Annotated in this window: 8 protein-coding genes; 7 read left to right on the top strand and 1 reads right to left on the bottom strand. The window is 50.0% G+C overall.

Features of this window, described 5'->3' with window-relative positions:
• The first annotated feature begins 104 nt into the window (after positions 1 to 104).
• From DWU89_RS00780 to DWU89_RS00750, 7 genes are all read left to right on the top strand, one after another.
• Complete coding sequence (locus DWU89_RS00780) at positions 105 to 1853, top strand: alpha-L-rhamnosidase-related protein (protein WP_115497787.1); 1749 nt, start codon at positions 105 to 107, stop codon at positions 1851 to 1853.
• Between the two features lie 19 nt (positions 1854 to 1872).
• Positions 1873 to 4449, top strand: a complete 2577-nt coding sequence (locus DWU89_RS00775) for a family 78 glycoside hydrolase catalytic domain (RefSeq protein WP_115497786.1) — start codon at positions 1873 to 1875, stop codon at positions 4447 to 4449.
• Positions 4450 to 4472: 23 nt separating this feature from the next.
• Positions 4473 to 6686, top strand: coding sequence for an alpha-L-rhamnosidase-related protein (locus tag DWU89_RS00770; RefSeq protein WP_115497785.1), 2214 nt, complete (start codon positions 4473 to 4475; stop codon positions 6684 to 6686).
• 130 nt (positions 6687 to 6816) lie between these two features.
• Entirely contained in the window at positions 6817 to 7821 is a 1005-nt protein-coding gene (locus DWU89_RS00765; RefSeq protein WP_115497784.1) for a DNA/RNA non-specific endonuclease, read from the top strand.
• Between the two features lie 127 nt (positions 7822 to 7948).
• On the top strand, positions 7949 to 8998 hold the full coding sequence (locus tag DWU89_RS00760) for an efflux RND transporter periplasmic adaptor subunit (protein ID WP_115497814.1): 1050 nt from the start codon (positions 7949 to 7951) through the stop codon (positions 8996 to 8998).
• A gap of 11 nt (positions 8999 to 9009) precedes the next feature.
• Entirely contained in the window at positions 9010 to 12051 is a 3042-nt protein-coding gene (locus tag DWU89_RS00755; protein WP_115497783.1) for an efflux RND transporter permease subunit, read from the top strand.
• A 1-nt stretch (position 12052) separates the two neighbouring features.
• Positions 12053 to 13345: a TolC family protein gene (locus tag DWU89_RS00750; protein WP_115497782.1), complete on the top strand. Its 1293-nt coding sequence runs from the start codon at positions 12053 to 12055 to the stop codon at positions 13343 to 13345.
• A 160-nt stretch (positions 13346 to 13505) separates the two neighbouring features.
• Here the strand turns inward: DWU89_RS00750 and DWU89_RS00745 are convergent, their stop codons facing one another.
• Positions 13506 to 14411: a DMT family transporter gene (locus tag DWU89_RS00745; protein WP_115497781.1), complete on the bottom strand. Its 906-nt coding sequence runs from the start codon at positions 14409 to 14411 to the stop codon at positions 13506 to 13508.
• Positions 14412 to 14857 lie beyond the last annotated feature (446 nt).

The raw sequence follows: 14857 nt of genomic DNA, 5'->3' as shown, positions 1-14857 counted from the left end.
AGACCTTATCAATCAGACGGCCGGTTTTAATGCGATCCCGCGTCAAGCGCGGGAACAGGACAGTTTTGACACACCTCCTTATCTTTTAATACTATAATGTTACCATGAAAATACAGTTAATTCTCATCTCTCTATTCCTTACCGTTTCGTTGTCCGCACAGCAGCGCGACAGCCGTGTGCGTGAATATCTTCCTCCCGTGCGTATTGTCTGGCAACAGGAAAGCGGATTGATCCGGGGGGCGGACCATCTGCTTCTTCCCGGTAACGGGCAGTCCGACCTCGCAAACCGTACTATTTGTAAGATGACCAGTACCGACAAGCAACACCCCGCCATCCTGCTCGATTTCGGAAAGGAACTGCAAGGCGGCTTGCAGATTGTGACCGGGATGCCGGCTTCACACGAACCGGTTGCCATCCGTGTCCGTTTCGGCGAGTCGGTGAGCGAAGCCATGTGCGAGATTGACGGAGTAAACGGAGCTACTAACGATCATGCCATGCGCGATTTTACGATCCGCCTTCCCTGGTTGGGAGTCATGGAAGTGGGTAATTCCGGTTTCCGTTTTGTCCGCATCGACCTGTTGGATGATTCGGCCGAGCTGCACTTGAAGGAGGTCCGCGCCATATCGACTTTCCGCGATATTCCGTATAAAGGTTCTTTCCGTTGCAATGACGAGCGGCTGAATAAAATCTGGCAAACCGGCGCTTATACCGTGCATCTGAATATGCAGGAATACCTGTGGGACGGGATCAAACGCGACCGCCTGGTCTGGGTAGGCGACCTGCATCCGGAAGTGATGACGGTGAATACGGTCTTCGGTTACAATGAAGTGGTTCCGAAGAGCCTCGACCTGATACGTGATATCACCCCGCTGCCCGAATGGATGAACGGCATCAGTTCCTATTCGATCTGGTGGCTGCTGATTCACCGCGACTGGTATTACTACCATGGCGACTTGGTTTACCTGAAAGAACAAAAGCCCTATATGACCGCCCTTCTCCGCCACCTTATTTCCAAGGTGGATGCAGACGGGGTGGAGAAACTTGACGGAAACCGTTTTCTCGACTGGCCCTCCAATGCGAACCCGATGGCGATAAACGCCGGCTTGCAGGCTTTGATGGTGCAGGCGATGAAGGCGGGTAACGAACTCTGCACAGTCTTGGGAGAGAACGCGCTTGCCTCCGAATGCCAGGCAATGATGGAGAAAATGGTCAAGGCCGCATCGAAAGTAACGAAACCGCTGCTGAAGTCCGGCGTTGCCCCGGACGCCCCCGGCTCCAAGCAGGCCGCTTCCCTGTTGACGCTTGCCGGACTGATGAAGCCGGAAGAAGCAAACCGGAAATACCTGTCCGTGAACGGGGCGAAAGGCTTCTCCACTTTTTACGGTTACTATATGCTCCGTGCAATGGCTGCCGCCGGTGATTACCGGGGGGCTATCGATGTGATCCGCCAATATTGGGGTGCGATGATCGACCTGGGAGCGACTACTTTCTGGGAAGATTTCAATATGGAATGGTTGCCGGATGCCTCGCGCATCGATGAATTGGTTCCGGCAGGCAAGAAAGATATTCATGGCGATTACGGCGCTTATTGCTATAAGGGTTTCCGTCATAGCCTTTGTCATGGCTGGGCTTCCGGACCGACCTCCTGGCTGAGTGAATATGTGTTGGGCGTCCAGGTTGTGGAGCCGGGTTGCCGGACTGTCCGGATTACGCCTCACCTGGGTGACTTGGAGTGGGTGGAAGGTACTTTCCCGACTCCGTACGGCATCATTACGATCCGTCATGAGATAGGTGTCGACGGTCAGGTAAAGAGCCGGATCGACGCTCCGGCAGAAGTAAAGATCATACAATAATCAAATCAAATAAAGATATATGGGAAAGATAAACACATTAGTTATTTGCTCGCTTGCCTTCCTCTCGTTATTAGGTTGCAAGGGTAAGAACGAGTTGACGGTACCGGTTAACCTTCGTACGGAGTACCTGCGCGAACCGATCGGTTTGGACACGAAAAGCCCGCGCTTTACCTGGGAATATAAAGGAAATGAGGACAACTTCCTCGCCTCCCGTTCGGAAATAAGGATTGGTACTTCCCCCGACAACCTGCAACCCTATACGGACGGCATGAAGTTAGCACCGCATACCCGTTATTATTGGAATGTCACGGTATGGGATAAAGGCGGGAATGTCTGCCAGACATCCGAAACGGCTACTTTCGAGACTGCCAAGTTCGAACCGTCCGACTGGTCGGGCCAGTGGATTACCGACAATAATGATAAGGAATTTGAACCGGCTCCGATGTTCCGGAAATCGTTTACACTCGATAAGGAGGTAAAGGATGCCCGCGTCTACATCGCCGCCGCCGGATATTACGATCTCTTTGTGAACGGGAAGCGGGTAGGGGAAAACTACCTCGATCCGGGTTATACGCATTTCGACAAACGTATCCTGTATGTGACGCACGATGTCACCCCGTTGCTGAAGACGGGTGAAAACGCTGTGGCAACGGTGTTGGGTAACGGTTGGTTCAACGAGCAGTCCGTTGCCGTCTGGAATTTCGAGACGGCACGCTGGCGTCAGCGTCCGGAGATGCTTTGCGAATTACGCGTCCAATATACGGATGGAACGACAGATGTGATCGCTACCGACGGAACCTGGCGTACGGCAACAGGCCCATACACGTATAACAGCATATACAGCGGTGACAAGTATGATGCCACCCTGGAAGAGGCGGGTTGGAATGCCGCCGGTTTCGATGACGCCAAATGGGCGCAGGCCGTTGTGACTGAGGCTCCGGCTCCTCTGTTGGTAGCCCAGCAAATGCCCGGCATCCGGATTACGGAAGAGCTGTCTCCTGTCTCGATGAAGGCATTCAGCGACAAGCTCTATGTATTCTCTTTCGAGAAAAACTTTGCCGGCCTGTCCCGCCTGAAGGTGAAGGGAGCTCCCGGCACACGCATCACATTGAAGCACGGCGAGCTGCTGAAGGCTGACGGCCGTTTGGAACAGGGCAATATCAATGTCTATTATCATCCCGTAAAACCGGGTGAAGTGTTCCAGATGGATGTCTTCACACTGAAAGGAACCGGTGAGGAAGAGGTCTTCATGCCTTCGTTCGCCTACCACGGATTCCAGTATGTGGAAGTGGAAAGTTCCGCTCCTGTCAAGCTGACGAAAGAAAGCCTGACCGGTTTGTTTATGCATACGGCGGTGGATCCGGTCGGCTCGTTCTCCTGCTCCGACCCGTTGTTGAATAAGATATGGAACGCTACGATGGAGGCCTATCGCAGTAATCTGCACAGCATTCCGACCGATTGCCCGCAGCGCGAGAAGAACGGATGGACGGCCGATGCACATGTGGCAGTCGACCTCGGTTTGTGGGGCTTCGACGGGATCACGTTGTATGAGAAATGGATGAACGACTTTATCGATAACCAGCGTGAAGCCGGCGATATCTCCGGCATTATCCCGTCCAGCGGTTGGGGATACGGCGAATGGCCCGGTCCGGTTTGGGATGCAGCCATGTTTATCATTCCGAATGCCCTGTATGATTATTATGGGGAGACACGCAGTATCGAGAACCTCTATCCGACCATGCTCCGCTACCTGGATTATCTGAAGACGAAGGAGAAAGACGGTTACCTGACTTTCGGATTGGGCGACTGGGTGTACTGGAAGTCTACCACCAATAATACCTACACTTCCACAGCCTACTACTATCTGGATTATACGCTGATGGCCCGTTTTGCCCGCTTATTGGGTAAGGATGCCACTCCTTTCCAGCAGAAAGCGGATGAGTTGAAGGCTTTGGTCAATAATAAATTCTTTAACCCGGAGACAGGCATCTATGCGGAAGGGACACAGACGGCACAGGCCATCGCCCTCTATTTAGGTATCGTTCCCGAAGGCAAGGAACAGTTGGTTGCAGATAAACTTTGCGAGGTTGTACGTGGCAACAATCATTTCCTCGATTTCGGCCTGTTAGGCAGTAAATCCGTTCCGGCCATGCTGACTCGCTACGGCTATGTGGAAGATGCCATGAAGATGGTTACGAAGACAGAAGCGCCTTCATGGGGTTATTGGGTGGAAACAATGGGTTATTCGACATTGGCCGAGACCTGGACGCTGAGTCCGCAATTCAGGGATGCTTCCCTTAACCATGTCTTTATGGGCGATGTTTCTGCTTGGATGATGAACCAGCTTGCCGGTATCAATCATGATGCCGCAGGGCCGGGATTCAGCCATATCCTGATCACCCCTCATTTTGTGGAAGGACTGGACTGGGCGAAAGGTGAATACCGTTCTGTTCGCGGGCTGATTACCAGCGAATGGAAGCGGGAAGGAGGAAAGGTGACGCTTACGGTTACGGTACCCTCCGGCTGTACAGCCGATATCCGGGTAGGCGACCAGACAAAGAAGGTCGGTTCCGGTACGCACGTCAACATATACTGATTAACCTGATAAATAAGAATACGATGAAAAAATACTTTCTGATACTGCTGTTGATCGGATGCTTCGCCTCCGCTCAGGCCAAGTCCGACTGGAAAGCCCGTTGGATCAATACGGAGCGTTGCCAGAGTGCCGCAAACACCTGGTTAGCGTACCGTAAGACCGTCGATATAGAGAAGGTGCCGCAGACGCTTACCGCCCATATTGCCGCCGATAGCAAATACTGGCTGTGGATCAATGGCAAGCTGGTTGTGTTCGAAGGTGGGTTGAAGCGCGGTCCGTCTCTGTACGATACTTATTATGATTCGGTGGAGATCGCTCCCTACCTGACTGCCGGTGAGAATACGATAGCCGTTCTGGTCTGGCATTTCGGTAAGAGCGGGTTCAGTCATGTAAACAGCGGGCTGGCCGCCCTGCTGTTTGAAGCCATTGCGCCGGGTGTGGAGATCGTGTCCGATGCAAGTTGGTTCTGTTCCCTCTATGATGCGTATCAGAATACGGAAGCTCCTTTCCCGAACTACCGTTTGCCGGAAAGTAATATCCGTTTTGATGCACGGATGGAATTGACCGGTTGGAACCAGCCGGGTTATAAGGGCAGGATGGGGGTTGCCGTCGTGATTTCCGAGGTAGGAGTGGCGCCGTTAGGTAAGCTGGTGGAACGTCCGATCCCGTTGTTTAAAGACTATGGCCTGAAGCCGTATGTCGATGTCCGTAAGTCGGCTGCCGGCGATACGCTTTATTGTCGCCTGCCTTATAACTGCCAGGTGACGCCTTATCTGAAAGTGGAAGCTCCGGCGGGTAAGACGGTCCATATCCTGACCGATAATTATGAAGGAGGCAGCGCGAACAATGTCCGTGCCGAATATATCACCCGCGACGGTGTCCAGGAATACGAGAGCTATGGTTGGATGAATGGGCACGAGATGCGGTATATCCTGCCGGAAGGGGTGAAGGTGCTCGATGTGAAGTTCCGGGAGACGGGCTACAATACGGAGTTCACCGGTTCTTTCCAGTGTAACGATCCGTTTATGAATGAACTGTGGAAGCGTTCGGCACGTACCTTGTACATAACGATGCGCGACAGCTATATGGACTGTCCGGATCGCGAGCGTGCACAATGGTGGGGCGATGAAGTGAATGAGTTAGGCGAAGCCTTCTATGCTCTTTCCCCGTCCAGCCATAAAATGGCACTGAAGGGTATCCATGAGCTGATGAACTGGCAACGGGAGGATGGCGTGATTTTCGCTCCTTCGCCTGCCGGAAACTGGCGGAAGGAATTGCCTTTGCAGATGTTGGCATCTGTCGGCTGGTATGGTTTCTATACGCAGTATTATTATAGTGGCGACAGTAGTTTCGTTGCCGGTATCTACGACCGCCTGCACCGTTATCTGCACCAGGTTTGGCAGGTCGACAAGAGCGGCCTGGCTATCGAGCGCGACGGCGACTGGAGTTGGGGCGACTGGGGCGAAGATATCGATATGGGCGTCCTCACGAACTGCTGGTATTACCTGGCGCTGAAAGCCGAAAAGGCTTTTGCCCTTCAATTGGGTAAGACGGCCGATGCTGAAGACATAAGCCGTATGATGTACAGCATAGAGAAATGTTTCGATACGAAGTTCTGGACAGGAACCGCCTACCGCTCTCCCGGCTATAAGGGTGAGACGGACGACCGTGCACAGGCGATGGCTGTTGTTTCCGGCCTGGCTTCCGCCGATAAATACCCGGCATTGGTGAAGGTGCTGAAAAAGGAATACCATGCCAGCCCTTATATGGAGAAGTATGTGCTCGAAGCGCTTTTCCAGATGAATGAACCGGCATTTGCCCTTGAACGCACCCGGCAGCGTTATGCCAAGATGATCGACCAGTATCCTGATTGCACCACCTTATTCGAAGGTTGGGGGATTGGTCCGGATGGTTTCGGAGGCGGAACGACTAATCATGCTTGGAGTGGAGGGCCGCTTACCCTCTTGAGCCAGAAAGTATGTGGCATAGAACCGACCTCACCCGGTTTCCGTTCGTTCAAAGTCTGCCCGCAGATGGGAACCCTGACCGAAGCATCTGCAACGGTTGACACCCATTACGGTAAAATACAGGTTTCCTTGAACCGGAAAGGCAGCAAGATTCGGATGACACTGTCCGTCCCGGCAGGAACAACCGCCGAAGTCCCTGTCTCAAAGGGGAAAGTGAAGCGGTTGGAAGCGGGAGAACATACATTGACAATTTCATCCCGGACGTTATAAATGAAGGTGCCCCTTTTAATCGGGGCACTTTTTATAACAATACAGACCAATACAATTATTCTCTTGATATTGTGTAGAATATTGATATTGCCTACTTTTGCGCCCAATAGGAATCGGTTTATCAAGAGAAATGGCAAAAAGAAAGAGTGTAAGAAAACCGCGAAAAAAGACTCAAAAGACTTCGGCTTTCCTTTCAACGGTGAAGCGGGTGTTTATCGGTGCCTTTATCGTGGTTGCTTGTTTGATGGGGGTACTGTTTATTTATGACTACTTTGCTGTCGCAAATCAAAAGCCGGCAGTGGAGGAAAAGAAGGAACGGACTGCTATCCCAGCCAAGAAACCTGTAGCCAAGCCAAAGCAGGATACGCCGAAACAGCAAACGCCCAAAAAGACACCGGCCGGTAAAGCTCCGGTTGCTACTTCCACAAAGACATTTAAAATCCCTGCCAATACTGAGATTCCCCGCCTGAAGGCAAAACGCCAGGAGCAGGTAATCAAGCATGAAGGATACACTGTGTCTTATAATTCCGAATATCGTATTGCAAACTGGGTGGCTTACGAGCTGACCGCTACGGAAGCCAAAAGCCGGAAGACGGAACGTTCGAACAAGTTCGTCCCCGACCCCTTAGTGAAAGGGGCGACTGCGACGAATGAAGACTATTCACGTACGGGCTATGACCGGGGGCATCTGGCTCCGGCAGGCGATATGAAATGGTCGGAAAAGGCCATGCGTGAATCTTTCTACCTGAGTAATATCTGTCCTCAAAAGCCGAAACTGAACCGGGGAATCTGGAAAGACCTGGAAGAACAGTGCCGTTTATGGGCGATGGACAACGGTTCGTTGCTGATCGTTACAGGCCCGGTCATGACAGACGATATGAAACGTTTGGGTAAAAACAGGGTAGCCATACCTAAATCATTTTATAAAGTATTATGTTATCATACGGGAAGCGGTTATAAAGGTATCGCTTTCCTTTTCGAAAATAGGGACTATAAAGAAAACTCGTTGAAATCGATGGCAATTCCTATCGATAGCGTTGAGAGGGTAACAGGTATCGACTTTTTCCCATCCATCCCCGATGGAGAGGAAAAAGAAATGGAACGGACTGTCGATTGGGACAGTTGGTCTTTTTGAAATCCGATGTGAATCGGAACAATAGAATTTAAAAGGATGTTGTATAACTATGGCATAATAAACCAGAGTTATGCAATTACAAATCAGATTATAAATAGTAATAACAAATAACTAAATGCAAGTTATCATGAATGGTAAATTAATCCCCGTTTTTGTATTGGCAGCATTGATGTCATGTAGTCAGCCGCCGGTGAAGGAGCAAGGTCCCCGTCCGGTGAAACTGGCGGAAGTGACCTCTTTGAATGTTGTGGAAAAGTCGTTTAGCGGCGTGGTTTCGCCGGACCAGTTCAGTGACCTGGCCTTTAAGATGTCCGGACCGCTGATCTCGCTGAATGTAGACGAAGGGCAGAAAGTCCGTACGGGACAGATTGTCGCCGAAATCGACCCGCAAGACTTCAAATGGGAATATGAAGCAAAGAAAGCTTCTTTTCAAACGGCCGAAGCACAATTGCAGCGTGCCAAGAAGTTGCTTTCCAAACAGGCTATTTCCAAGCAGGAATATGAAACGACCGAAGCCTCTTATTCAAACGCCAAAGCAGCCTTCGAGTATGCCCAGAACCAATTGGAACAAACGAAACTGCGTGCACCTTTCGATGGTTTCATCCAGAAGAAATATGTGGAAAACTATCAAAAGGTACAGGCCGGGCAGGGAATTGTCTGCCTGATCAATCCGAACAAGCTGCAAGTGCAGTTTACGATGCCGGAGACGAACATCACTTATTTCTCTACGCCTTATAATATATATGTAGAGTTTGACAACTACAAAGGCGTCCGTTTCAAAGCGAAGGTAAAAGAATACGTGGAAGCTTCTCCCGACGGTTCCGGTGTTCCGGTATTTCTGTACATAGATGATCCGGAGTTTAATCTGAAGAAATATAAAGTGGCTGTCGGCTTTTCCTGCCGTGTGGTTCTGCATATCGAAAGCGAAAGCTTTAACGAAGGAGCCGTATTGGTGCCGCTTTCCGCAATTGTTGCCAACGAAGAGAACCAAGATAAGTATGTCTTCGTCTACAACAGCCAGACGCAGAAAGTGGAACGTCGCCAGATTAAGGAAGTCGAACTGGTCGGGAAAGACAATGTTGTCATTACCGAAGGGCTGAAAGCCGGCGACCAGGTTGTCTCGGCCGGGGCTACCCGCCTGGTAGACGGACAACAGGTAAAAGTATTAACAGATTAAGCTGATAAACAATGAATCTTCCAAAATATTCCTTAGAGAATAAGAAGATTATATACTTCTTTTTGGCAGTGATGCTGATAGGAGGTATATATTCTTTCTTCAAATTACCGAAGAAGGAGGACTCGCCCTTTGTAATCAAACAGGCTGTTTTGGTTACGCAATATCCGGGCGCCACTCCTTTAGAGGTAGAGAAATTGATAACGGAACCTATCGAACGGGAAATTCAGTCCATGTCTGATGTTTTTCAGATCAAGTCTGAATCTTATTTCGGCATGTCGAAAATCTCGATCGAACTGCAACCGACCCTGTCGCCGGATTATATGCCCGTCAAGTGGGACGAGTTGCGCCGTAAAGTAGCCAACATACAACCCCGCCTCCCGAGTGGAGCTTCCGCCATTAATGTGAGTGACGACTTCGGGGATGTGTTCGGTATCTATTATGCCTTGACGGCCGACGATGGTTTTACCTACGACGATATGCGCGACTGGGCGCAGAAGATCAAAACGGAGTTGACTCCTATCCCCGGTGTACAGAAAGTTTATCTGTTTGCCGAACAGACACAGGTTGTAAATGTCCGTATCTCCGTCCCCAAGCTGGCAAACCTGGGAATCGATCCCAATTCGATCCAGCAGGTTCTCCAGACACAAAACCTCTTGGTCAATACCGGTGAGATCCTGACGGGAACTTACCAGCTTCGTGTACGTGCCGAAGGTACTTATAAAAGCATACAGGATATCCGCGACCAGCTGATCGTGACTAAGGGAGGCAGTGAAGTCCGTTTGGGCGATATCGCCACTATCGAACGCGGCTATATGGATCCGCCTTCCAACCTGATGCGTGTGGACGGTAAACGGGCTATCGGTATCGGTGTGGCTACAGGTGCAAAGGATGACGTAGTGGCTGTCGGTAATGCTGTTGCCGACCATCTGAAAGAGATGGAGCAGCTTTTCCCGATCGGCATGGAGATGAAAACGATCTATCCGGAAAACCAGATTGCCGACGAGGCGAACAACGGTTTTATCCTGAACCTGATCGAATCGTTGCTGATCGTAATCGTGATTATTTTCCTTGTGATGGGCTCCCGGGCCGGTATGTTGGTGGGAAGCTCGTTGCTTTTCTCGGTAGGCGGTACGTTGCTGATCATGTTGATCTGGGGCGTCGGGCTGAACCGAACTTCGCTTGCTGCCTTTATTATCGCGATGGGTATGTTGGTGGATAATGCGATTGTGGTGACAGATAATGCACAGGTCGGCATCAAACGCGGTCTTTCCCGTTACCAGGCTTTGGTCGACGGTGCGACAAAACCGCAGTGGGCGCTGCTTGGCGCAACCTTTATCGCCGTTTGCTCTTTCCTGCCGATGTATCTGGCTCCGGCTTCGGTTGCCGAGATCGTGAAACCGTTGTTTATCGTCTTGGCTGTCTCTCTGGGGTTAAGCTGGGTGTTGGCTTTGACACAGACGACTACTTTCGGTAATTTCATCCTGAAAGAGGCAAAGCCGGGCGAATCCAAAGATCCGTACGATACCAAACTGTACCATAAGTTCGAGAAGGTATTGAGCCGTTTGATCAAACGCCGTTATGTCACGCTTACTTCGGTTGTCGCAACCTTGTTCCTGTCTCTGTTTATCATGAGCATCATGCCGCAGAGCTTCTTCCCGATCATGAGCAAGCCCTATTTCCGTGCCGACCTGATTTTCCCGGAAGGATATGGCATCGATGATGTGGAGAAGAACGTGATTAAGATTGAGGACTATCTGAAGAATAATGATAAGATCAAGTCCTATTCGTTCACTTTGGGAGGCTCTCCGGTCCGTTACTATCTGGCAAGTTCTTCTATCGGTCCGAAGCCGAACTTTGCCAACGTGCTGATCGAAACGAAGGATGCCAAGGATGCGCAAAGCGAGGAAAGCAAGTTCTATGAATATATGGTTGCCAACTATCCGGACATCCTGACCCGTTCAGCCCTGTTCGCTTTGTCTCCCGTACCGGATGCCGCTATTGAAATCGGCTTTGTGGGTGACAATATCGACACGTTGGTAGCTTTGACGCAACGGGCACAGGAGATAGCACGCAAGAACGATATGGTGATGGAAGTGCGTAATAGCTGGGGAAATAAAGTCCCGGTATGGAAACCCTTATACTCGCAGGAGAAGGGGCTTCGCTTGGGTATTACGCGCCAGCAGATGGCCTATTCGCTCCGTTCGGCCACGAACGGTGTGCCGCTGGGCGAATACCGCGAAGGAGACGTCTTTATGCCGATCCTGATGAAAGATGCCGATCGCGACTCCATGAACCTGAACGATCTTAAAACGCTTCCGGTTTACAGCGCCAAAGGGCGTTCCGTAAAAGTGGAACAGGTGATTGACGATTTCTCACTCGATTACGAGTTCAGTGTTGTCAAGCGTTATAACCGCCAGCGTTATATGATGATGCAGTGCGAACCGAAACGCGGAGCCAATACGATGGCCGCCTTCAGCCAGTTGTGGCAACAGATACAGCAGGAAGTACAGGTGCCCGAAGGCTATAAACTGCAATACTTCGGTGAACAGTCCGAACAGGATAAAGGAAACAAGGCGATCGCTGCCAACATCCCGTTGATGTTCGGTTTGATCTACATTACCCTGTTGTTCCTCTTCCCGAAATTCTACCGGAAACCGGTGCTGATCATGTGTATGTTGCCGTTGATCTTTATCGGTGTGGTATTGGGATTGCTGGTGTTCGGCAAATCGCTCGACTTCTTTGCCATGTTGGGCTTGCTGGGCTTGATCGGTATGAACATCAAGAATGCGATCGTGCTGGTGGACGAAATCGGCTTGCAGCTCAACAGTGGCCTGGCGCCGGTGAATGCTGTCATCGAGGCTACCAAGACGCGTATCGTTCCGGTGACGATGGCTTCGGGTACGACGATTTTAGGTATGTTGCCGTTGTTGGGCGACGCCATGTTTGCCGGTATGGCTGCTACGATTATGGGAGGTTTGTTTATCTCGACAGTCCTGACCATCTTCGTCCTTCCGGTGACCTATTGTATATTCTTTAAGATTAAATCGGAATAATATGAGAAATAAAATAATTATCGGTTGTATGCTGTTGGGGGCTTTGTCTGTGGGAGCACAGGAAAAGCCCATCACAGTAGCAGACTACAAGCAGAAAGTGCTTGAATATAGCCGCCAGATAAAACAAAGTGCCGAAGAACGCATTGCGATGCAACAGGCTGTAAAGGCTGCAAAAACGGGGTTCTTCCCGGCTGTGGACTTCTCCGGCAGTTACCAATACCGTATCAACAAGTATGATCTTGATTTCGGACCGGGGATGGCAGTTGAAATGGACCATAACACCTATAGCCTGGGAGCTACGGTAAGCCAGCCGATCTATGCCGGCGGACAGATTTACAATAACTACAAAGCTGCCCAGGTCCAGGGACAGATCGCTTCCGAGGCCGAAGAACTGACGACGGATAATGTTATTTATGCCGCCGACTTGAACTATTGGTCTGCCGCTGCCCGTAAAGGTATGTACGACGTGATGTGCCAGTATGTTGATATTGTGCAAACGCTTGCGAATGTCTTGACTACCCGTTTTGAGGACGGACAGATCAGTAAGACAGACCTGCTGCAAGTTCAATCTCGCCTGAAAGAAGCCGAGTTGAATAAAAGTTCTGCATATAAGGATTACCAGATTGCTCTGCAAAACTTGAATATTCTTATGGGGCTTCCTCCTATGACTCCGGTGGATATAGCCGATTCCATCACAAAGGTTCAGCCTTTACCGTTGCATATAGGAGAGGAGGCTGCTTTGGAAAACCGTCCGGATTTTATGATCTCCAAACTGAATATCGAGTACCAGAAGCGGCAGATCAATTTGTCAAAAGCTAAATACAACCCGACACTGGCAATCGGTTTCCAGGGAACCTGGGGTACTCCGATGCTGAATGTAAAAGGTTCCGACCAGCTTTGGACACCCGCCGTATTTGCCTCGTTGAAGATACCTTTGTTCCGTTGGGGCGCCCGTTTCAAGGAAGTCAATTCGCAGAAAGCGATCCTGCGCAGTAAGGAATATGCAATGGACAACACCCGCGACCAGATTTCGCAGGAAGTGGCCAACTCCTGGACCAGCCTGACGGAGAATACCAAGCAGATCAATATGGCCGAAGAAGCCTGCCAGATTGCCGAAGAAAACCTCGACCTGAATACATTCAGTTACAACGAAGGTAAACTTCCGATCCTCGACGTGCTTTCTGCCCAACTCTCCTGGATTCAGTCCTACAGCAGCCTGATCCAAACCTGGTACCAGCAGAAAGCTTCCCTTGCCCAATATAACAAGGCTGTGGGGCTTCGTCGGTTGCAATAATATATAAAAAAGAGGATGTGTCAAAACAGCCTTGTTCCCGCGCTTGACGCGGGATCGCATTAAAACCGACCGTATAAACAACTGATTGATAAGGCCTGTTCTTTTGCGGCCCCGCGTCAAGCGCGGGGACAAGGGACTTTTGACATATCCCCTTTTTTTGTCAGCTATTTCGCCGCAGTGTGAATCCTTTCTCTGCTACATATACACCCGAAAGGATGAAAGCGGAACCGATTAGCGCAATCACCGTAATGGTTTCATCGATGACGATGGCCGAAGTCAGAAGGGTGACTAAGGGAACGACATAAATATAATTTGTCGTGCGGACAACCCCTAATTCTTTCACGGCGGTGTTCCACATGATATAGCAGAGCAGGGAAGCGATAACGCCAAGGAACAGCAAGTTTCCGATAACGGCAGGCGCTGTCAGTACTTCCATTTGCGGATGGATAGGAGAGATTATCAGGACGGGAATCAGGGTGATGATTCCGTAAAAGAATACTTTCCGGGTGACAAAAAGAGTCGGATACCGGTTTCCCAGCCGTTTCAGTATTAACCCGTAGAATGCCCACATCAGGGCAGCCAATAAGGTCAACATATCGCCCAGCGGGTTAATTTGCAGGATAAAGCTGCCGTTGAAAACGACAAGCGCCACTCCGAGCAGAGCCATCAGGGAACCATATATCAAATGCCTTTTCAGCCGTTCCCCTTTATTGAACAGGCGTGAAAGGAGAGCGGTCAGGATAGGGGTTGTACAGATAATCAGCGACACATTCGACGCAAGGGTAATCCCTAACGCCGTGTTCTCGGCAATAAAATAAAGGGAACCTCCACAAAGCCCTAACCCGAGAAAGAGCAGTTCGTCCCGCCAGGATTTGGCCAGCAGCTTACGCGGGCAGAAGAACCAGATACCGGCGTACGCCAGTGCAAAGCGGTAGAGGAGAATTTCGACCGGCGTCAGTCCGTTGCCTATAAGCACTTTAGTCGAGACAAAAGTAGTACCCCATATTATAACGGTAAGGATTGCCAGAAAGTGAAAGCGATACATTTGCTTGTTATTTGCGGTCATATTTGTATATTTTGTTGCAAATATACACTTTTTGTTTCGATGCGCCATTATATCTCTCGAGCAGTGAAATATGGGCCAAATTAGTCGAAAAACACGTCTGTAGATCACTAATCTGAACGTAAATAACCTGGGCAAGATGCTAAAAAGGGGCGATTTTGAACAGTTAAAGCGGAACGTCAGACGCCTTTTTGCGGTCATAGAGATGACTTTTGACCCGGTTTAGGCCCGTCAGATGGGATTTACAGACGAAACACTGCCGAAAGACGAGATTAGTCAAACTGTTGAAAAAGAGCATACTGACTCAAATTTATCTATTCCATTTTAGTAAAAAGGGGCACGAGGGGCACGTTAAAAGGCCTTTTTCTAAACATTTATCATAACGCGAGACGAGATATGCTACAGAAGAGTATATCTCGTCTTGTATATTTATAAAAGTTACGGAAAAA

This window comes from Parabacteroides acidifaciens (genome assembly GCF_003363715.1).
Taxonomy (GTDB): Bacteria; Bacteroidota; Bacteroidia; order Bacteroidales; family Tannerellaceae; genus Parabacteroides; species Parabacteroides acidifaciens.
The sequence above is the reverse complement of the archived record's forward strand: the minus strand, read 5'-3'. Positions and strand labels throughout refer to the sequence as shown.